The sequence below is a fragment of the Duganella paludis genome (assembly GCF_054461335.1).
The window spans coordinates 3,590,206-3,611,797 of record NZ_CM136922.1 but is presented as its reverse complement, the minus strand read 5'-3'; the positions used below and the strand labels follow the sequence as shown (position 1 = coordinate 3,611,797).

13 protein-coding genes are annotated in these 21,592 nt (G+C 64.5%); 2 read left to right on the top strand and 11 right to left on the bottom strand.

The genetic code is table 11. The features are described 5' to 3' along the window. Window position 1 precedes the first annotated feature (1 nt). From hpf to ACXZ1M_RS16005, 7 genes are all read right to left on the bottom strand, one after another. The gene (hpf, locus tag ACXZ1M_RS16035; protein ID WP_459048663.1) at window positions 2–361 is read right to left on the bottom strand and encodes a ribosome hibernation-promoting factor, HPF/YfiA family; all 360 of its coding nucleotides are present in this window, start codon (window positions 359–361) and stop codon (window positions 2–4) included. A gap of 77 nt (window positions 362–438) precedes the next feature. Next, on the bottom strand, window positions 439–1,911 hold the full coding sequence (locus tag ACXZ1M_RS16030; RefSeq protein ID WP_459048662.1) for an RNA polymerase factor sigma-54: 1,473 nt from the start codon (window positions 1,909–1,911) through the stop codon (window positions 439–441). A 6-nt stretch (window positions 1,912–1,917) separates the two neighbouring features. Further along, window positions 1,918–2,670, bottom strand: a complete 753-nt coding sequence (gene lptB, locus ACXZ1M_RS16025) for an LPS export ABC transporter ATP-binding protein (RefSeq protein ID WP_373990207.1) — start codon at window positions 2,668–2,670, stop codon at window positions 1,918–1,920. A gap of 1 nt (window position 2,671) precedes the next feature. Continuing rightward, entirely contained in the window at window positions 2,672–3,256 is a 585-nt protein-coding gene (gene lptA, locus ACXZ1M_RS16020) for a lipopolysaccharide transport periplasmic protein LptA (protein WP_459048661.1), read from the bottom strand. Between the two features lie 17 nt (window positions 3,257–3,273). Then, a complete protein-coding gene (gene lptC / locus ACXZ1M_RS16015) occupies window positions 3,274–3,867 on the bottom strand; it encodes an LPS export ABC transporter periplasmic protein LptC (RefSeq protein WP_373990205.1) in 594 nt (197 codons plus the stop codon). A gap of 11 nt (window positions 3,868–3,878) precedes the next feature. Further along, window positions 3,879–4,403, bottom strand: coding sequence for a KdsC family phosphatase (locus tag ACXZ1M_RS16010; protein ID WP_459048660.1), 525 nt, complete (start codon window positions 4,401–4,403; stop codon window positions 3,879–3,881). After that, complete coding sequence (locus ACXZ1M_RS16005; protein WP_459048659.1) at window positions 4,403–5,392, bottom strand: KpsF/GutQ family sugar-phosphate isomerase; 990 nt, start codon at window positions 5,390–5,392, stop codon at window positions 4,403–4,405. Before ACXZ1M_RS16005 ends, ACXZ1M_RS16010 begins: the two co-directional genes overlap by 1 nt. 126 nt (window positions 5,393–5,518) lie before the next feature. Between ACXZ1M_RS16005 and ACXZ1M_RS16000 the strand changes: the two genes are divergently transcribed. Further along, complete coding sequence (locus ACXZ1M_RS16000) at window positions 5,519–7,501, top strand: cation:proton antiporter domain-containing protein (RefSeq protein WP_459048658.1); 1,983 nt, start codon at window positions 5,519–5,521, stop codon at window positions 7,499–7,501. A gap of 100 nt (window positions 7,502–7,601) precedes the next feature. Here the strand turns inward: ACXZ1M_RS16000 and ACXZ1M_RS15995 are convergent, their stop codons facing one another. The 3 genes from ACXZ1M_RS15995 to ACXZ1M_RS15985 form a co-directional block, all read right to left on the bottom strand. Further along, a complete protein-coding gene (locus tag ACXZ1M_RS15995) occupies window positions 7,602–8,765 on the bottom strand; it encodes a GGDEF domain-containing protein (RefSeq protein WP_459048657.1) in 1,164 nt (387 codons plus the stop codon). 65 nt (window positions 8,766–8,830) lie between these two features. After that, window positions 8,831–9,682: an MOSC domain-containing protein gene (locus tag ACXZ1M_RS15990; protein WP_459048656.1), complete on the bottom strand. Its 852-nt coding sequence runs from the start codon at window positions 9,680–9,682 to the stop codon at window positions 8,831–8,833. A gap of 2 nt (window positions 9,683–9,684) precedes the next feature. Then, window positions 9,685–11,433, bottom strand: a complete 1,749-nt coding sequence (locus tag ACXZ1M_RS15985; RefSeq protein ID WP_459048655.1) for an NYN domain-containing protein — start codon at window positions 11,431–11,433, stop codon at window positions 9,685–9,687. 165 nt (window positions 11,434–11,598) lie between these two features. Between ACXZ1M_RS15985 and ACXZ1M_RS15980 the strand changes: the two genes are divergently transcribed. Continuing rightward, window positions 11,599–12,837 (top strand): glycosyltransferase, encoded by a 1,239-nt coding sequence (locus ACXZ1M_RS15980; RefSeq protein WP_459048654.1) that lies wholly within the window; start codon window positions 11,599–11,601, stop codon window positions 12,835–12,837. A gap of 15 nt (window positions 12,838–12,852) precedes the next feature. On the opposite strand, the gene ACXZ1M_RS15975 is transcribed toward ACXZ1M_RS15980, so the two are convergent. Next, a complete protein-coding gene (locus tag ACXZ1M_RS15975; RefSeq protein ID WP_459048653.1) occupies window positions 12,853–21,426 on the bottom strand; it encodes a DUF4214 domain-containing protein in 8,574 nt (2,857 codons plus the stop codon). Between the last annotated feature and the right edge of the window lie 166 nt (window positions 21,427–21,592).

Genomic DNA, 21,592 nt, shown 5'->3' with positions numbered 1-21,592 from the left:
GTTATAGGGCGGCGGCAGCGGGTTCGTAGCTATCCGGGATATGCTTGATGGCATCGTGCCCGTGCGATTGAACTTTGTTCTTGTACTTCATGACCTGCCGATCCAGCTTGTCGATCAGGGTATCGATGGCGGCGTACAGGTCTTGCGACAGGCTTTCCACGTAGACGGTTTTACCCGACATGCGCAGGTTGATTTCAGCCTTCTGGCGTTTATCTTTCTCTTTAAGGTTATCTACGGTCAGGATGACAGCAATATCAATCACTTGATCAAAGTGGCGGGTGACACGTTCCAGTTTATTCTGCACGTACTCGCGAATAGCCGAGGTCACTTCGAGATGATGTCCACTGATGGTGAGATTCATACACACTCCTAAAGATAATGTCGCTTCTAACGGTTAGTGCGGTGCCCTTTGCTACCGGGCGCGCAGGAACCAAGTAACTACAAAGATTTACGGAGGCTGACTGGTGGGATTTTGAGAGCTTCGCGATATTTGGCAACAGTTCGCCGCGCAATCACCATGCCTTGTTCTCCCAGCATGTCCGCAATCTTACTGTCGGATAAAGGATTTTTCGGGTCTTCTGCTCCTGTCAGTTGCACGATCAATGCACGTATCGCCGTCGAACTTGCTTCACCCCCCGCTTCGGTGGCGACATGGCTACCAAAGAAATATTTCAACTCAAACATGCCATGCGGGGTCAGCATATATTTCTGAGTTGTTACCCGAGAAATAGTACTCTCGTGTAAACCCAGTGTATCAGCAATTTCGCGAAGCACAAGGGGCCGCATGGCAACCGCGCCATGCGAGAAAAAGTTCTTTTGTCTTTCTACTATCGCTTGCGCCACCCGCAGGATCGTATCGAAGCGCTGGCGCATATTCTTGATCAGCCACTTGGCCTCTTGCAATTGCGCGCCCATGGCGCCCTCGCCCTTGCCCTGCTTGAGCAAGTTGGCGTACATGGCGTTCACGCGCAGGCGCGGCATGACGTCGTTGTTCAGGCTGACCTGCCAGCCGTTGCGCGATTTCTTCACGATCACGTCCGGCACCACATAGTCCGACACGTCGGACGCGAAGGCCGCGCCCGGATGCGGATTGCACTGGCGGATCACGGCCTGCGCTTCACGCAAGTCTTCATCGTCGCACAGCAGGGTCTTTTTCAGCTTGTTGAAATCGCGCTGCGCGAACCAGGTCAGGTGGTTCTCGACGATGGCCAGCGCCATGCGCCGCGTCACCATCGGCACGCCCGGCAAGCGCTTGATTTGCAGCGCCAGGCATTCGGACGCGTTGCGCGCGCCCACGCCCATCGGATCGAAGCTTTGCAGCAGGCTCAGGGCCGTCTGCAGTTCCTCGATCTCGACTTCCAGTTCTTCCGGCAGGCGCGCGTGGATTTCTTCCAACGCTTCCTCCAGGTAGCCGTTCTCGTCGAGCGCATCGATGATCAGTTCGACCAGCGCGCGGTCGCGCATTTCCAGCACCGTCACGCGCATCTGCTCCATCAGGTGCTCGCGCAGCGTGCAGTGATGGGCTTCGAGTTGCGGACGCGATTCCTCGTCGTCGCTGTTCTTGCTGCGGCCGGCGTCGCCCCAGTCCATATCGGCTTCGGCGGTGGTGCTCTCGGTGTCGGCGGCCGGGCCGTCGTAGGCGTCGGCCTCGGCGGCCGGTGCTTCGTTGGGCGGACCTTCGGGCGGCGCTTCGCCGACCGGCGCCTGCTGGTTGATGGCGCCATCGGACAGCAGCCGCAGCGAGTGGTCGAGCGGATCGTCGAGACGTTCCAGCAGCGGGTTATCGGTCAGCAGCTGTTCGAGTTCCTGGTGCAGCTCCAGCGTCGACAGTTGCAGCAGCCGGATCGACTGCTGCAACTGGGGCGTCAACGCTAAGTGCTGCGACGTGCGCAGTTGCAAAGACTGTTTCATTGAGGGTTACATGCGGAAATGTTCACCCAGGTAGACACGACGCACCGATTCGTTGGCGATGATGTCGTCCGGACGGCCGGAGGCCAGCACCGTTCCCTGGTTGATGATATATGCGCGGTCGCAGATGCCCAGCGTCTCGCGCACATTGTGATCGGTAATGAGGACGCCGATGCCGCGTTCCTTGAGGAAGCGCACGATGCGCTGGATCTCAATCACGGCAATCGGGTCGACCCCGGCGAATGGTTCATCGAGCAGCACGAAGCGCGGATTGGTGGCCAGGGCGCGCGCAATCTCCACCCGGCGGCGTTCGCCCCCGGAGAGCGACAGCGCCTGGTTCTCGCGCAGCTTTTCGATTTGCAAATCGGCCAACAGGGTATTCAGCCGTTCATCAATGGCAGCCTTGGATAAAGGCTTGCCGTCCACTTTCTGAATTTCGAGGACGGCGCGGATATTCTCTTCCACGGTCAGCTTGCGGAACACCGACGCTTCCTGTGGCAGGTAGGACAGGCCGAGCGAAGCGCGGCGGTGGATCGGCAGCGAGGAGATGTCGGTGCCGCTGATGTCGATGCTGCCGGCGTCCGACGGCACCAGGCCGACGATCATGTAGAACGAGGTGGTCTTGCCGGCGCCGTTGGGGCCGAGCAGGCCCACCACTTCGCCGCACTCGACCTGCAGGGACACGTCATGCACCACCTGGCGCTTGCCGTAGGTCTTTTGCAGGCCTTTGACGATCAGGGTGCTACCGCAGTTTGCTTCCATCTTATTTCCCCGGCGCAGGCTGCGTGGTCGGTACGGCCGGCGTCGCAGGCGAGACCAGCTTGGTCGACGGCTGGATCACCATGGTGCTGCGGCCGGCGCCCGGCTTGCTCTCGCCGGTGGCGGTATTCTTCACGGCGAAGAATTCCTTGCGGCTGTCGTAGGAAATGAATTCGCCGTCGACCTGGCTGGCCGGCTTGCCGCCTTCCAGTTTCTTGATCTGCGCCTTGGCGTACAGCTTCACCAGCTCGGTCTTGTTGTCGTATTCGATGCGGTCGGCCTGGCCTTCGACCCACTGGTCGCCGACGCCGTCCATCTTCTGGCGGAAGGTGGCTTGCACGCCCGGGCCGCTGGTCAGCACCACGAACTGGTAGCCTTCCGGATCTTCGGTCACCACCGCCTTGGGCGACTTCATCAGCAGCGTGCCGCGCGTCAGCACCACATTGCCGGTGAAGGTCTTGACCTGCTTGACGTCATCGGCATCGAGCTGGTCGAAGGTGATCTGGGTCGGCTTGCTGGAATCGGCCTTCTCGGCCTGCGCAACGCAGGCCAGCAGCATCAGCGCCGCCGACAGGATTAATCGTTTCATGTTCATGTGTCGTTCCTTCATTGTCCCGCGCGTGGCGGTATCGTCATCGTTCCGCGCCCGCCCAGTGCGATCTGGCGGGTGGCGTTGTTGGCTTTCATGCCGGTGCCGCTGGCGGTGGCCTGGCCGGCCTGCATCTCCACCTTGGCATCGGTTTCCATGCGTTCTTCGTCCGGGTACACGGTCAGCGTGCTGGTCTGCAAGCGCAGTCCCTGCGCCTGCGGCGTGGCCGGCCGCATCACGTCCACATTACCATTCAGCCGCACGCGCGTATTGCCCTGATCGACATACGCGGTCTGCGCATGGATATCCATCGGCGGCTGGCCGCTCGACAGGCCGTGTACGAAGGGCTTGTCGATCAGCGAAGAATCATCGATCGGGCGATGGGTCAGCTTGTCGCCGGAAATAATGTAGGAAGGCTGGCCTTCCTTGTTCATGCGTACCGTGCTGAAGCGGTCGATGATGTAGTCCGGCTCGTCGCGGAAGCGGTCGGCCTGCGCCTCCTGCCCGGACTGGTTGACCACCTGCACCAGCCAGAAACTGCCGGCGGCCACAAACACGCCGACCATGATGATCATGGTCAGCTGCCAGCGGTGTGCTGTTCTCTTACGCATGTTTGCCCCCATCAAACCAGGAACTGCGCCATCACGCGCTCGTACAGGCCCTGGGCGTGCAGCACCAGCTCGCACACCTCGCGGACGGCGCCGCGCCCGCCATGGGCGACGGTGGTGTGGTGGGCGCGCTCCAGCACTTCCTTGCGGCCGTTCGGCACGGCGACGGCGAAGCCGACCCGCGACAAAATCGGCAGATCGACCACGTCGTCGCCGATGAAACCAACCTGCTCGGCCGTGAGGCCGGTCTTTTCCAGCAACGCGTTGAACGGCGTCAGCTTGTCGTGGCCGCCCTGGTGCAAATGGCTGATGCCCAGGTCGGCCGCGCGCTTGATCACCTGCGGCGAGGTGCGCGCGCTGATGATGGCGGTCTGGATGCCGGCTTCCTGGATCAGCTTGATGCCCAGGCCGTCCTGCACGTTGAAGGTCTTCAGGGCCTCGCCGTCGGCGCCGTAATGCAGGCTGCCGTCGGTGAGCACGCCGTCGACGTCGAAAATCATCAGCTTGACGCGCGCGGCGCGTTCCACGTAAGTCAGCATCAAATCACCTTGGCACGGGTCAGATCATGAATGTGCAGCGCGCCGACCAGTTTGCCGTCGGCATCGGTCACCAGCATCTGGTTGATGCGGAACTGTTCCATCACGGCCACGGCGTCGACCGCCAGCTTCTCCGGCGAAATGCTGCGCGGATTGGCGTGCATCACGTCCTTGATGACGACCTTGCTGAAATCCTGGACCTTTTCGATCATGCGGCGCAGGTCGCCGTCGGTGAACACGCCGATCGGCTTGTCGTCGGCATCGACGATGGCGGTCATGCCCATGCCCTTCTGGGTGATTTCCAGCAGGGCGTCGGTCAGCTTGACGTCGGCCGGCACCTTCGGCACGGCGTCGCCGCTGCGCATCACGTCGCGCACGTGGGTCAGCAGGCGGCGGCCCAGCGCGCCACCGGGGTGCGAGCGGGCGAAATCTTCTTCCTTGAAGCCGCGCAGGTCCAGCAGCGCCACGGCCAGGGCGTCGCCCAGCGCCAGCGTGACGGTGGTCGAGGTGGTCGGCGCCAGGTTCATCGGGCAAGCCTCCTTGGCCACGGCCACGTTCAGGTGGACGTCGGCGATGGTGGCCAGGCTGGAGCCTGGCTTGCCGGTGATCGAAATGACTTTGCTGCCCATGCGTTTTACGACCGGCAGGATGGTCATCAGTTCCGCGCTCTCGCCGGAATAGGAAATGGCGATGAAGGCATCGTCGGCGGTGACCATGCCGAGGTCGCCGTGGGCCGCTTCGGCCGGGTGCACGAACAGCGCCGGCGTGCCGGTCGAAGCCAGGGTGGCGGCGATCTTGCGGCCGATATGGCCGGACTTGCCGATGCCGGACACCACCACGCGGCCGCTGCAATTGAGCAGCAGCGAGATGGCCTGCACCACGCTATCGTCGTTTTCCAGACGGGCGTTCAGGGCATGAATGGCATCTGCTTCGTTTTGCAGGGTGTCGCGGGCAAGGCGCAGTGCCGTTTTTGCATCAAAAACTTTCAGCATTGTTTTTTCATGGGTTACACTCATGCCCAAGTATAGCCGAATTGAGAAAGCAAAAAACTTGCCAGTCAAAACATAACGTGCTCGCCACCCCACAAACAACGAACTTTACTCACTGGCGATGTTGAAATGACGTTTTCACCCCTGGAACTCACCCTCTTGCTGCTGGGCAGCGCCGTGCTTGGCGTGGTCGCTTTCCGCATGATGCATCTGCCGCCGATGCTCGGCTACCTGGCCGTCGGCATCCTGATCGGCCCCCACGCGCTGGGCCTGGCCGAGCAAAGCGAAACCACCCACGGCCTGGCCGAATTCGGCGTGGTGTTCCTGATGTTCTCCATCGGCCTGGAATTTTCCCTGCCCAAACTCAAGGCCATGAGCCGCATCGTGTTCGGGCTGGGCATGGCGCAGGTAGTACTCACTATCGTCGCCACCATGATATTTGGCTGGACCATCGCCACCCAGCTGCCGCCGGCGCTGCGCATCAGCTGGCAGGCCTCGTTCGCGCTGGGCGGCGCGCTGGCCATGTCCTCGACCGCCATCGTGGTCAAGATGCTGACCGAGCGGCTGGAGCTGGAAAGCGAGCATGGCCGCAAAATCATCGGCATCCTGCTGTTCCAGGATCTGGCGGTGGTGCCGCTGCTGATTTTGATCCCCTCGCTGGGCGAAGCGCCGGACAAGCTGATGGAAACGCTGGCCTGGGCCGGCCTGAAGGCCGTGATCGTGCTGGCGCTGCTGCTGGCGGCCGGCCACAAGCTGATGCGCGGCTGGTTCACCATCGTGGTCAAGCGCCGCTCGCAGGAACTGTTCATGCTCAACCTGCTGCTGGTGACCCTGGGCGCGGCCTGGATCACCGAGCGCGCCGGCCTGTCGCTGGCCCTGGGCGCCTTCGTGGCCGGCATGCTGATTTCCGAAACCGAGTACCGTCACCAAGTGGAAGAAGACATCAAGCCCTTCCGCGACGTGCTGCTGGGGCTGTTCTTCATCACCATCGGCATGCTGCTCAATATCACGCTGGTGGCGGCCAACTGGTGGCTGGTGCTGTTGCTGCTGTGCGCGCCGGTGTTGATGAAATTCGCCCTGATCGCCGGGCTGGCCAAGCTGTTCGGCGCTTCCGACGGCGTCTCCATGCGCACCGGCCTGGCGCTGGCGCAGGCCGGCGAGTTCGGCTTCGTGCTGCTGAACCTGGCGGCCGGGCACAACCTGATGGACTCCTACGTGGTGCAGGTGGTGCTGGCCTCGATGGTGCTGTCGATGCTGCTGGCGCCGTTCATCATCGCGCAGTCGGACAACATCGTCATGAAGTTCTCCAGCAACGAATGGATGATGCAATCGCTGCAGCTGACCAAGATCGCCAGCCGCACCATGTCCACCAACAAGCACGTGATCGTATGCGGCTTCGGCCGCAGCGGCCAGAGCCTGGCCACCCTGCTGACCGAGGAAAAGATCGACTACCACGCGCTGGACCTCGATCCGGAGCGGGTGCAGGAAGCGCAGGCGGCCGGCGCCAGCGTCTCGTATGGCGACGCGGCGCGGCGTGAGAGCCTGGTGGCGGCCGGCATCTACCGCGCCAGCGCCATCGTCATCACCTACGCCGACACACGCTCGGCGCTGCGGGTGCTGCACCAGGTGCACGAACTGACGCCGTCGCTGCCGGTCATCGTGCGCTCGCACGACGACACCGATCTGGATCAACTGAAAAAAGCCGGCGCGGCGGAAGTGGTGCCGGAGCTGCTCGAAGGCAGCCTGATGCTGGCCTCGCACGCACTGGTGATGCTGGGCGTGCCGTTGCGGCGCGTGGTGCACCGGGTGCAGGCGGCGCGCGAAGAACGCTACGCCTCGTTGCGCGGCTACTTCCACGGCATGAGCGACGTCGACGAGGAAGCGGACATGGAGCGCCTGCATTCGGTCACGCTGAGCGGCAACGCGCCGTGCGTGGGCCGTTCGCTGGGCGCGCTGGACGTGTCGGCCTCGGGCGCCGAAGTGGCCAGCATCCGGCGCGGCAAGAGCGGCGTGGAAGTCACGCCCGACACGACCCTGGAAGCCGGCGACGTAGTAGTACTGCGCGGCGGCGCCGACGCCGTCAACCGCGCCGAACAGCGCCTGACGCGATAATCCCGATAATCCGGGGTCAGGTCCTCCATTGCTACACGAGCTCTGCCGTGGCCGAGGCCACGGCAGAGCTCGTGTAGCAATGGAGGACCTGACCCCGGATCTAGCGGGTGCTGACGACGCGGTTGCGGCCGTGGTCTTTGGCGTAGTACAGCAGCTCGTCGGCGCGCTCGATCAGGGCGCGGGCGATGGCTTCCGGCTCGCCTTCCGCCGTGCCCACCTCCAGGCAGGCCACGCCGATCGATACCGTCACCGATAGCTGCAGCTCCGGCGACAGCGCGATCATGCTGCCCGCCACGCTGGCGCGGATGCGCTCCGCCACGAAGGCGGCGCTTTCCAGATTGGCGTCTATCAGCAGCACCACGAATTCCTCGCCGCCGAAACGCGCCAGCGCATCCGAGGTCCGCAGCTCATTCTTGATCCGCCCCGCCACCTCCCGCAACACCTCGTCGCCACCGCCGTGGCCAACCGTGTCGTTGACGCGCTTGAAGTGGTCGATGTCGATGTACATGAACGAAATCGGATACTGCTGGCGACGCGCACGGGCGATTTCTTCCAGCAGCCGGCGGTCGATGTAGCGCCGGTTGTAGACGCCGGTCAGCGAATCGGTCAGCCCGATGTATTTCAGCATTTCATTGCTGATCACGTTTTCCAGGCAGATCGCGATGATCGACGCCATGTGCTCGATGAAGTCCGTGCCCAGGCTGGGCGTGAAGCGCGTCGGGTCGCAGCTGCCCAGGTTCAGGCTGCCGATGATGCGCTTGTTGCGCAGCAGCGGCACCTGCGCCACGCTTTGCAGCCCGGCCGGCGCGTTCGGGAAGGACGCGGCATGACGCTGGCGCTCGTACATGCCCAGCAGCGGCCGGGGCACGGGCGAATAGGCGTTGCGGCGCCCCAGGTCGAAGCCCAGCTCGTCCAGCGTTTCGACAAAAATCAGGCCGGGGAAGTCTTCAAACACCACATCGAGCTTGAGCATGACGGTGCGGATGTCGGCGTCTTCGTCGATCAGGGTCAGGGTCACGCTATCGAGTTCAGAGATGACCGGCAGCACGCGGAAGATGGTGCCCACCAGATCGGGGAAATTGCCGGCGCTGACGATGTCCAGGTCGAACGCCTGGTGCCGGGTCATGATGGAGTGATTGCGTTCCGCCTGCTCCAGCAGGTAAGCCATACGCGCCCGCAATGCCCGGTTCTCGGCCGCCAGATCGTGCGCCTGCTCGGCGTGATCCGTGGAAACCGGAGATTTACCTGGTGCGATCTGCGTCATAGTGGCCCTTTCTTGCGTATTCCCACATTACGCCAAGTCGGCCCGGTTGGGAATGCCCGGTTTGCTTAAAATGCCAGTGTAACCGCGATTTCCTGCCCTACGCGCACGCGCTGGTCCTCGCCGGCGATCAGGATGCTGTTCATGCCGAAGCACAAAGCGCCCTCCAGCTCCGGCTTGGCGCGGTAGCTTTGCATGATGTCCAGCGGGTCCGGACCGAATTCGCCGGTGGCCTGGTCGACCGACGGCATCGGGCAACGCGGGCACGGCTTGACCGGTTTGAGTATCACTTCGCCGAGCTGGAACGATTCGGCATAGTCCTCTTCGAACGCTTCGATGCCGTCGATGACCAGGTTCGGGCGGAAGCGGTTCATCGGCAGCGCCTGGCGGCCGGCGGCCACCAGCTTCTGATTCAGGTCGTCCAGCGAGGCGGCGCCGGCCACCAGGATCGGGTAGCCGTCGGAGAACATGGTGATGGCCTGCAGACCGTCGGTCCACTTGGTGCTGACCAGCCGCTGCGCGTTGGCGTGGAAGCGCGCCAGGCGGCATGGCACGCCGATGGCCTTGGTGAACCATTCGGCGGTCAGGGCGTCGCAGTCGTAGGCCAGCACGGTGTTGTCCCAGACCTGGGTGACCAGAGTCGGCGCCGTTTCCGGGTCCGGCAGGCCGAGCGGAATTTCCAGGCGCAGCATGCCGGGCGCCTGCAGTTCCAGCGTGTCGCCCTTCAAGGACGGCCTGATCAGCGCCATGCGGGGATGCTCACGCTGGGTCAGGCAGATGCCGTTGCTGTCCACCACCATCCATTCACGATCATAAATCTGCGCCGACATCAGGCCTTGCTGGGTCAGCGTGGCTTCCTCCAGCGAGAGGCCGGCGCAGGATTTGATCGGGTAAAGCGTGATGGCGGACAACGTGGGCATGATTACTCCTCGGCTGGGGCGGCAGGCTTGGCCTTCGGCGGACGCGGCGTGCGCGCGGCGGCGGGCTTGCGGGCTGGCTTGTCGGCGACTGGCTTGTCAGCCGCTTGCTGGTCGACGGCCGGTTTGTCTACAACCAGCTTGTCGGCGGCAGGCTTGGCCTTCGGCTTGCCGCGTGCGGACTTGGCAGGCTTGTCGGCTTGCGGTGCGGCGTCGGCGACCGGTTCAGGTGCAGGTGCAGGTGCGGCTTCCGGTTTGCCGTCAGGCTTGGCGGCATTCTGGCGGCCGGAGTTCTGCTTGGCGGGACGACGTCCCGAGCGTTCGCCCCGAGCACCGGCTGGCGCATCGTTGCGCCCGGCGGCGACCGGTTTCGGATCGGCGGCTGGTGCGCCGGCGGCTGGCACGCCCGCTGGCGATGCGGCACCGGCGTCGGAAGCGCTGGCCGCCGACGAGTTGGCGGCTGCAGGCGCGGCGACGGCGCTATTTGCGACTGCGGCAGGCGCGGAATCCGACGCTGCGCCGGCGGACGCGCCGGCGGCAGGGACTGCCGCTGCGTCGGCCGGGCCACGGCCCTTCTTGGCCTCGTTCTTCAGCTTGCGCGCTGGCGGCTTGGGGCCGTTCTTTTTCTTCTGCTGCTGCGGCTGTTCGCTGGCGACCTGCTGCGGCGCTGGCGCAACTTCCACCGGCGCGGCCTCCTCCGCTACGGCCGGCGCGCGCTCGGCAACGGCTTGCGCCGCCTCGGCATACACATCGACAGCCACTTCGGTCTCGGCCGATCCCTGACCGCCACGACGCTGCGCCTGACGTTCGGCAAAGCGTTCAGCGGCGGTACGGCCACGGTTACGGCTGCGGCGCGATTCCTGCTGGCCGCCTTCGGCCGGCGCGGCAGCGCCCTCCACCGTCGCTGCATCGCCTTGCGGCGCAACTGCGGACGGCACGCCATTGCCACGATAAACGTAAGCACCGGACTTTTCATCGCGGCCGAATTCCAGATGACCGCGCGCCTTGCATTCCTCGATCAGATTGCCGAAGGTGCGGAAGCCGTAGTACGACTCGCTGAAATCCGGCTTGCGGCGCTTGATCGCTTCCTTCAGCACCGACGCCCAGATCTTGCCGCTGTCGCCGCGTTCGAGCACCAGCGCCTCGAAAGTGTTGACGGCGATTTCCACGGCCTGGTTGCGGCGCTTGTCCATCTCTTCGCGGCGCACGCGTTCCTCTTCCGGCGAACGCTTGACCGGCGCCTTGTCCGGGCTGGCTTCGCGGCGCACGCGGCGGCTCTCGCGCACCAGGTCGTCGTAGAAAATGAATTCATCGCAGTTGGCCACCAGCAGATCGGAAGTCGACTGCTTGACGCCCACGCCGATCACCTTCTTGGCGTTCTCGCGCAGCTTCGACACCAGCGGCGAAAAATCGGAATCGCCGGAGATGATGACGAAGGTGTCCACGTGCGACTTGGTGTAGCACAGATCGAGCGCATCGACCACCATGCGGATGTCGGCGGAATTCTTGCCCGACTGGCGCACGTGCGGAATCTCGATCAGTTCGAAATTGGCCTCGTGCATCGGGGCTTTGAAGGATTTATAGCGATCCCAGTCGCAATAAGCTTTCTTGACCACAATGCTGCCCTTGAGCAGCAGGCGCTCCAGCACAGGCTTGATATCGAATTTGTCGTAGTTTGCGTCGCGTACGCCGAGCGCCACGTTCTCAAAATCGCAGAACAGCGCCATGCTGACGTTTTCGTTGGAAGAAGCCATGAAGAGTATTTTCTAGAGTAGGGGTGAGGCGGGCAATCCGGCGATTATACCCAACTGGCGCGGCACAGCCGCCACAGCAGGCCGAATATATCGTTTGCGGGCGAGAACGTTGCTGAGGCACAATGACTTTCCTGGCAATAGCAAGAGCATCCGAAAGAGCATCCCTTGAGCAAGCGCACCCGATACCTGTTCATCCATCAGAACTTCCCCGGACAGTTCAAGCACCTGGCCCCGGCCCTGGCCGCACAAGGCCACGAAGTCATCGGCCTCGGCATGAACGAGCCCGCCTTGCCCCTGCCCGGCGTGCGCTACTTCCGCCACGACGTCAATCACGCCGCCCACGGACCGCGTCCGCCGGCGCAGCTCAAGGACTTGTACGGCAAGGTGCTGCGCGGCGAGTCGGCGGCGGCGCGGCTGGAATGGCTGAAGGAACAGGGTTTCGAACCGGACGTGGTGTTCGTCCATCCCGGCTGGGGCGAAGCGCTGTACGTGCGCGACGTCTTCCCCAAGGCCAGGCTGCTGATCTACGCCGAGTACTACTACGGCGCCGAAGGCGGCGACGCCTTTTTCGACCCGGAATTCTCCCAGCCCAGCAGCGCCGGCCTGCAGCGCCTGCGGCTACGCAACACGCATTTGCTGCACGCCATGTCGGTGGCCGACGGCGCGCTGTCGCCGACCGCATTCCAGCGCGACCGCCATCCGGCCTGGTTCCGCGACCGCATCACCGTGGTTCACGACGGCATCGACACCCAGCGCTTCCGCCCCGATCCAAAAGCCTACGTGCAGCTGCAGTCGGCCGGCGTGACCCTGCGGCCGGGCGATGAAGTGATCGTGTTTGTGGCGCGCCAGCTGGAACCGTATCGCGGCTATCACACCTTCATGCGCGCGCTGCCGGCGCTGATGCAGCAGCGGCCCCATGCGCGCGTGGTGATCGTCGGCGGCGATGGCGTCAGCTACGGCGCGGCGCCGCCGCCAGGCAAGAGCTGGAAACAAATCTTCCTGGATGAGGTGAAGGACCGGATCGACATGCGCCGCATCCACTTCGTCGGCAAGGTGCCGCACACGGTGCTGACGCAGCTGATGCAGGTGGCGGCGGTGTACACCTACCTCACCTACCCGTTCGTGCTGTCGTGGTCGCTGATGGAGGCGATGAGCTGCGGCTGCCTGATCGTGGCGTCGAAGACGGCGCCGGTGGAGGAAGTGATCGAGCACGGCCGCAACGGCCTGCTGGTCGATTTCTTCGACCCGCAAGCCTTCGCCGCCACGGTGGCCGACGCGCTGGCGCGCCGCGCAGAACTGCAACACCTGCGCGACGCCGCCCGCCAGACCATCATCGAGCGCTACGACATGCAGCAGCACTGCATGCCGGCGCTGCTGCGCTTCGCTCAGCCCGCCGGGGAGTGACCCCGCCCCCCGGCATCACATGAACACATAGTCCCCCAACTTGGTGTCCGGGGTGCCGGTGAGTGTCACCAGCTCGGTCAGTTCGTTGGCCGACACCAACGCGTCTTCGCCGCTCGAAACGAACCAATACAGCGTGGTAGCGGTGGTGGTCGATAGTGCGAACAGCGCGGTATACCCGGTCATGTAAGGGAAATTGGCCGAGCCGATGATGGCCGCCGCGTTCGCCGTGCTGGCTGTCGCCATCTTCTCCGTGAACAGCACCAGGCTATTGAAAGGGTCAAAATCGGCCGCGCCGGTGTGCACCTCGCTGCCATAATACGACACGTCCAGGGCCAGCGCGATCTGATCCGTGCCGGAGACGAAGTCGGTGATGGTCTTGCTGCCGGTCACGCTGGAGATCACGAACAGGTCGGCATCGGCGCCACCGGTCAGCGTGTCGTTGCCGGCGCCGCCATCCAGCGTATCCGCGCCGGCGCCGCCGGCCAGCTTGTTGGCGGCGGCGTTGCCGAGAATGTTGTTGCCCAGTCCGTTACCCGTGACACTCACGGCCAGCGACGCCGGCGAGGTCACCTGCAAGTCTTCCACCTCGCTGTCCATCACATAGCTGCCGGCTGTCGCCAAGCTCAACTTGATCTGGTCGTGGCCACCGCCGCTGAGTTCGACGATGCGGTCGCCGATATTGTCGACCACATAGATATCGTCGCCCGCGCCGCCGGCCAGCGTGTCGGCGCCGGGGCCGCCATCCAGCATGTCGTCCCCTGACGTGCCGGCCACGCTGTCGTTGGCGGCGCCGAAGGTGTTGGCCTGCAGCTGGGCCAGCGTCAATTTCTCGCCGCCGAAGTAGAAGGTCTCCACCCCACGCACCGTGTGCACCGTGCCGTCGCGGCCGGTCAGCACGACGTCGGTGGCGTTGGCGCGGGAGACGGCGTAATTGGCGCGCGCGCCCAGGTTGTAGAAGATGTCGTTGCCGGCGCCGCCATCGATGGTGTCGTTGCCGCCGCTGGCCTCGATCGAGTCGTCGCCGACGCCGCCCAGCATGCTGTCGTTGCCGCCGTTGCCGACCAGGAGGTCGTTGCCGGCGCCGCCGTCCAGCTTGGCGCTGCTGGCGCTGCCGGAGAACAGGCGGTTGTTGCCGTCGTTGCCGGTACCGCTGAAGGCGCCGCTGCCGTTGAACACCATGTCTTCCAGGTTGGCCGACAGGGTGTAGGAGGCGGCGGCGACAAACACCGTCTCGAAGCCTTCGTTGGCGTTTTCCTTGATGATGTCGCCACTCTCGCCGACTATATACTGATCGTCGCCGACGCCGCCCACCAGCGTGTCATTGCCGGCGCCGCCGTTCAGCGTATCGTTGCCGATGCCGCCGCTCAGGTTGTTGGCGCCGCCATTGCCCCACAGGTAGTTGTCGAGTTCGTTGCCGATGACGTTGATCGCCAGCGTGTTGTCCGTGCTCACGATAGCGTATTCGACGGAGTAAGCCAGCGTGTAGGTAGCGGCCGAGCTGAATTCCAGCCGGACGCCGTCGATGCCGTAACCTGCGCCCTCCGCCACCACATCGCCCAGCGACGACAGGATGTAGAAGTCGTCACCGGCGCCGCCGTACATCAGGTCGTCGCCGGCGCCGCCATTCATGAAGTTATCCTCGGTTCCGCCGAATATCGTATCGCTGCCGGGACCGACGCTATACATCAACAGCTGGTCCAGCGTTTTGTAGTTGCCGTTGAAGTTGAAGAACTCGACGTTGCGCACCACGATGCTGTCGCCATTGGCAAAGCGAATCTTGGTGTCGGCGTTATTCAGGCGCTCGACGCTGTAATAGCCGCGGTCGCCCAGCACGCCCAGCAGATCGGTGCCGGTGCCGCCATCGACCGTATCCTTGCCATACAGTGCGTAGAGCATATCGTCGCCCGCACCACCTTGCAGGCTGTCATTGCCGTAGCCACCGATCACGTAGTCATTGCCGGCGCCGCCGTCGAGCTTGGCGCCGCCATCGCCGCCGCCCAGCAGGTTGTCCTCCGCATTGCCGGTGCCGGAAAACGCGCCGTTGCCCTTGTACACCAGGGATTCCACATTGGCGCCCAGGGTGTAACTGCTGAGCAGGGTCTCCACCGTATCGAGGCCCTCGTTCGCCAGTTCGGTGACGGTGTCGCCGCTGTCGTTCACGATGTAGACGTCGTCGCCCAGGCCGCCGGCCAATTTATCGGCGCCGGCGCCGCCATCCAGCGTGTCGTCGCCGAGGCCGCCGTTCAGGGTGTTGGCGGCGGCGTTGCCGACCAGCTTGTTGTCGAGCGCGTTGCCGGTGAGGTTGATGGCGACCGAGGCCGCCGCCTTGATCACGGCGTTTTCCACATTGTCCGCCAGCGCATAGGTGGCGGCGGCGGTCAAGGCCACCTGCACCGTGTCCTTGCCGGCGTCCACGCCTTCGAGGATGACACTGGCCTTGTCGCTGATCACGTAGGTGTCGTCGCCGCCGTAGCCCTCCAGCGTGTCGACGCCGGCGCCGCCGTTGAGCACGTCGACACCATCGGTGCCGACCAGATGGTCGTTGCCCGGGCTGGCCAGGTTGTACTGCAACTCGTCGATGCTGGCGACGCCATCGATGAACGTCACGGTCTCGACATTGCGCAGCGTGACCGCATTGCCGGCGAGGTCGGTAATGCGGGTGTCGGTGGCGGTGGTGCGCACCACCGTCACCTGCTCGCGCACCATCTGGAGCACGGCCTCGTCCTGGCCGGCGCCGCCGTCCAGGGTGTCGTTGCCGCCCTGGCCGAGCAGGGTGTCGTCGCCGGCGCCACCGAGCAGCAGGTCGTTGCCGCTGCCGCCGCTCACCTGGTCGGCGCCGTCGCCGCCATCGAGCTTGTTGCCGCCATTGCCGCCCGTGATGACGTTGGCTTGCGCATTGCCGGTGCCACTGAAGGCGCCGCCGCCGACGTAGATCAGCGCCTCGACGTTGGCGGGCAAGGTGTAGCTGGCCAGCGTGGTCTTCACGGTGTCGTAGCCTTCCTCCACGCCTTCGGTGACCAGGTCCGCATCGCCGAGGAGATAGAGATCGTCACCGGCGCCGCCCAGCAGCTTGTCGCTGCCGGCGCCGCCGTCGAGCGTATCGTTGCCGGCGCCGCCGGCCAGCGTGTTGACGGCCAGGTTGCCGGTCAACAGGTTGTCACCGTCGTTGCCGGTCAGGTTGACGGCGGCGGTGGAGGTGACGATGGCGTTTTCAAGATTGTCGGCCAGCTTGAAGGTGATGGCGGTGGTCACGCCGACCCGTGCCGTATCGGTGCCGGCGCCCCCATCCTCCTCGACCACGTCGCCGGCGTTGTCGATCAGGTAGGTATCGTCGCCGCCGCCGCCGCGCAGGGTGTCGGCGCCGGCGCCGCCATCGAGCGTGTCGTTGTCTTCGGCGCCGATCATCAGGTCGGCGCCCGGGCTGGCCACATTCACCAGCAGGTCCGCCAGGAAACGCGTGTCATCGGCAAAGGCCACCCATTCGACATTGGTGTGCAAGGTCAGTACATTGCCGGCCTTGTCGGTGAGCAGCACGTCGGCGCTGTTGGGACGCGTGATCTTGTAATCGGCCACATTGCCCAGCACTAGCGCGGTGTCGTCGCCGGCGCCGCCGTCGAGCGTGTCCTTGCCGCCGCCGGCTTGCAACAGGTCATCGCCGATGCCGCCTTGCAGGCTATCGTTGCCATTGCCGCCGTACAGCGTGTCGTTGCCCGCGCCACCGTCCAGCTTGGCGCCGCCATTGCCGCCGCGGATCACGTTGTCCAGCGCATTGCCGGTGCCGGTGAAGGCCATCGTGCCGGTGTACTCGAGCCGCTCGACGTTGGCTGTCAAGGTGTAGCTGGTCATCGACACGCGCACGCTGTCGTCGCCTTCGTCCTGCAGCTCGGTGACGACGTCGCCGGCCTCGCCCACCACATAGACATCGTCGCCGCCGCCGCCGATCAGCTTGTCGTTACCGGCGCCACCGTCGAGGGTGTCGTTGCCCCAGTCGCCGCTCAGGGTATTGGCGGCGGCATTGCCGGTGATCCGGTTGTCCCAGCCATTGCCGTTGACGTTGACCGCCACCGTCGCCGCCGCCGTCACGGTGGCGTTTTCCACCAGATCCGCCATGGTGTAGGTGCCGGCCGCAGTCAGCGCCAGCTGCACCGTGTCGATGCCATCGTCGCTCTCCAGCACCACGTCGCCGAGGTTGTCGATCACATAGGTGTCGTTGCCGAGCCCGCCCATCATGGTGTCGGCGCCGGCCAGGCCGTTGATCAAATCATTGCCGCTGGAACCGGTCAGCACGTCATCGTAAGCGCTGACGACGTTGAACTGCACCTCGGCCGGCATCTTGTCGCCATCGGCAAAGCGGAATACTTCGACGTTGCGCACCGTGAGCACATTGCCGGCCTTGTCGGTCAATACCGTGTCGGTGGCGCTGCTGCGGCTGACGGTGTAGTCGGCAAACTCGCCGCCGAGGTGAACGACGTCATAGTCGGCGCCGCCGTCCACGGTGTCCTTGCCGGCGCCGCCCTGCAAGGTATCATCGCCCAGGCCGCCTTGCAGGCTGTCGTTGCCATTGCCGCCGTACAGCATGTCGCTGCCGGCGCCGCCATCGAGCTTGGCGCCGCCATTGCCGCCCCGGAGCACGTTGTCGAGCGCATTGCCGGTGCCGGTGAAGGCCGTGGTGCCGGTGTACTCGAGCCGCTCGACGTTGGCCGTCAAGGTGTAGCTGGCCACCGACACGCGCACGCTGTCGTCGCCTTCGTCCTGCAATTCGGTGACGACGTCGCCGGCCTCGCCCACCACGTAGACATCGTCGCCGCCGCCGCCGATCAGTTTGTCGCTGCCGGCGCCGCCGTCGAGGGTGTCGTTGCCCCAGTCGCCGCGCAGGGTATTGGCGGCGGCATTGCCGGTGATCCGATTGTCCCAGCCATTGCCGTTGACGTTGACCGCCACCGTCGCCGCCGCCGTCACGGTGGCGTTGTCCACCAGATCCGCCATGGTGTAGGTGCCGGCCGCAGTCAGCGCCAGCTGCAACGTGTCGATGGCGCCGTCGTCGCTCTCCAGCACCACATCGCCGAAGTTGTCGATCACATAGGTGTCGTTGCCGAGCCCGCCCATCATGGTGTCGGCGCCGGCCAGGCCGTTGATCAAGTCATCGCCGCTGCCGCCGGTGAGCGTGTCGTTGAACGCGCTGGCAACGTTGTACTGCACTTGCTCCAGCGATAGGTTGCCGTCGGCAAAGCTGAACACTTCGACGTTGCGCACCGTGACCGCGTTGCCGGACTTGTCGGTCAGGACGGTATCGACGGCGCTGGCGCGGCTGACGGTATAGCCGGCGAAATTGCCGGCCAGCGTGAGCGTATCCTGGTCGACGCCGCCATCGACGGTGTCCTTGCCGGCGGTGCCGGTGAAGGTGTCGTCGCCAAGGCCGCCGAGCAGGCTGTCGGCCCCGGCACCGCCGACCAGCAGGTCGGCGCCGGCGCCGCCGTCCAGCTTGTTGCCGCCGTTGCCGCCGACCAGGGTGTTGTCATCCTTGTTGCCGTTGCCGGTGAAGGCGGCGCTGCCGGTGTAGCGCAGTTCTTCGAGGTTGGCCCCCAGCGTGTAGCTGGCCAGCGTGGTGCGCACCGTGTCATAGCCTTCCGACAGGTTCTCGGCGATGACGTCGCCTGCATTGTCGACGATGTAGACGTCGTCATCGAGGCCGCCCAGCAGCTTGTCGGCGCCGGCGCCGCCGTCGAGCGTGTCGTTGCCGGCGCCGCCGGTGAGGTTGTTGGCGGCGGCGTTGCCGGTGAGCGCGTTGTCGAGATCGTTGCCGGTGAGGCTGACCGCCAACGTGGCCGCCGCCGTGACGGTGGCGTTTTCCACATTGTCGCCCAGCTTGTAGGTGCCTGCGGCGGTGAAGGCCACTTGCACCAAGTCTTTGCCGCCCGCACCGAGTTCCTCCACCACGTCGGCCGCATCGTCGACCACATAGGTGTCGTCCCCCTTGCCGCCGGCCAAGGTGTCGATGCCGAGGCCGCCGTCGAGGCGGTCGGCGCCGCCGGTCCCGGTCAGGCTGTCATTGCCGACGCTGGCCACGTTGAATTGCAGGTCGGCCAGCAACTTGACGCCATCGCTGAAGACGAACGTTTCCACGCCACGCAGCGTCAGCTGGTTGCCGGCCTTGTCGGTCAGCACCGTGTCGGTGGCGTTCGGGCGGCTGAAGCCGTAGTCGGCAAACTTGCCCAGGCCTTGCAGCACATCGTTGCCCTCGCCGCCATCGATGGTGTCCTTGCCGACGGCGCCGGTGAACGTATCGTTGCCGATACCGCCCACCAGGCTGTCGTTGCCGCTGCCGCCAGTCAGGCTGTCATGGCCGGCGCCGCCGTCGAGTTTGCCGCCGCCGTTGCCGCCGGTGATGACGTTGTCGAGCAAGTTGCCGACGGCGGTGAAGGCCGCCACGCCGGTGTAGGTCAGGTTCTCCAGATTGGCGCCCAGCGTGTAGCTGGCCAGCGCGGTGCTGACGCTGTCCGTGCCTTCGTTCGGCAGTTCGGTGATGACGTCGCCGGCATTGTCGACCCGATAGCTGTCGTCGCCGCTGCCGCCGATCAGTTTGTCGGCGCCGGCGCCGCCATCGAGCGTATCGTTGCCGGCGCCGCCGGTCAGCGTGTTGGCGGCGGCGTTGCCGGTCAAGGCGTTGTTGCCGTCGTTGCCGGTCAGGTTGACCGCGACGGTGGCCGCCGACGTCACCGTCGCGTGCTCGACGTTGTCGGCCAGCTTGTAGGTGCCTGCCGCAGTCAGCGCCACTTGCGCCAGGTCATCGCCTGCCTCGAATTGCTCAATGATGACGTCGCCCACATTATCGATCACGTAGGTGTCGTTGCCCTCTCCGCCGCTGAGCGTGTCCGCGCCCAGGCCGCCGTTGAGGGTGTCGGCGCCCACGCCGCCGGACAGCTTGTCGTTGCCGATGCTGGCGATATTGGATTGCAGCTCATCCAATGTTTTCTCGACGCCGCTGGCGAATACGAATTTCTCCACGCCGCGCACCGTCAAGACGTTGCCGGCGGTGTCGGACAACACCGTGTCGGCGGCGGTGGGACGGGTGATGGTGTAGTCGGCGTAGTTGCCCAGGCCGCGTAGCACATCGGCGCCGTCGCCGCCGTCGATGGTGTCCTTGGCGGCGGCGCCGACGAAAGTGTCGTTGCCGAGGCCGCCGAGCAGACTGTCGTTGCCGCTGCCGCCGATCAGGCTGTCGTTGCCGGCGCCGCCGTCGAGCTTGTTGCCGGCATTGCCGCCGACGATGGCGTTGTCGAGCGCATTCCCGGTGGCGCTGAAAGCGGCCGTGCCGGTATACACCAGGGTTTCGACGTTGGCCGCCAGCGTGTAGTTGGCCAGCGAGGTGCGCACCGTGTCGCTGCCCTCGTTCAGCGCTTCGGTCACCACGTCGCCCGTGTTGTCGACCATGTAGACGTCGTCGCCGGTGCCGCCGATGAGTTTGTCGGCGCCGACGCCGCCGTCCAGCGTGTCGTTGCCGCCGCCGCCGGTCAGCGTGTTGGCGGCGCCATTGCCGGTGAGCACATTATCCAGGGCATTGCCGGTCAGGCCGACGGCGACGTTGGCCGCCGACGTCACCGTCGCGTTTTCCACGTTGGCCGCCAGCGTGTGGACGCCAGCCGCCGTATAGGCGACATTGACCTGGTCCACGCCCTCGCCGGCTTTTTCGACAACCACGTCGCCGCTCACATTGACGATGTAGGTGTCGTCGCCCACGCCACCGGCCAGTTGGTCCGCGCCGGCGCTGCCCTTGAGGGTGTCGTTGCCCGAGGCGATGGTATTGCTGGTGAAGGATTCGTGGGCGCCCAAGCCATCGACGAAGCTGGCGACGAGCGTGATCGGCTTGCCGACCTGGGCTGCCGTCAGCGTGAACGTCGCGCTGTTCGCGCCGGCGATGTTGACGCCGCCGGCCTGCCATTGGTAAGCGATGACGCCGGTGCCATCGTCGTCGGCAAGGGTATTGGATGCGGTCAGCAGCTGGCCTTCGATGGCCGTGCCACTGATGCTGACGGCGCCTGTGGGGGCGTTATCCAATGGCACACCGGTGATCTGCGCGATGGTTTCAGGCAGGACCGCAAGCGCGGCGTCCAGCGACGCATTGTCGGTCACCGCCGCGACGAACGCCTTGGCCAGGTCGGCCGCCGCCGCATTGCTGTAGGCGCTTTTCTCGGCATCCCTGTCCAGCGCGGCAGTGAACGCTTCGGCCGCCGTGATTTTATTGAACAGAACAACCAAGTCGCTTTCCTGGGCGGCATCGCCAATGATGCCGATCATGGCGCCTATGGTTAAATTGCCGCTCTGAAGTTGATTGCTCCAGAACGTACGACCCGCCTCCTCGGCCGCATGGGCAAACAGATTCACATAGACTTTATCGACAATTTCAGCGAACGACAGGCCTGCAAATGCCGAAGTGAATTCCGCCGTCGCGGCAAGATTGGTTTTGATTGCGCTGAGGGTGACCGTGTTTTGCGCCAGGACACCGGTCCAATAAGCCAGTCCCGCAGGATCGGCTGGACGGCCGAGATATTCAACATAGAGTTTTTGTACTTCGCGCGCGTAGCTCGGCATTTTGCGGTGGTTCCCCAAATATCTGCAGCAACTCCTAGTTTATTAAGAAATATTAACTATTTCTATTAAGAATATTTGCATGGTTTTTTATCAATGCGCAATGCTACCACATTGCCAAAAGGAAAATTCTCACCATTGTCCACGCACCGGCGTTTGTGATGACGCA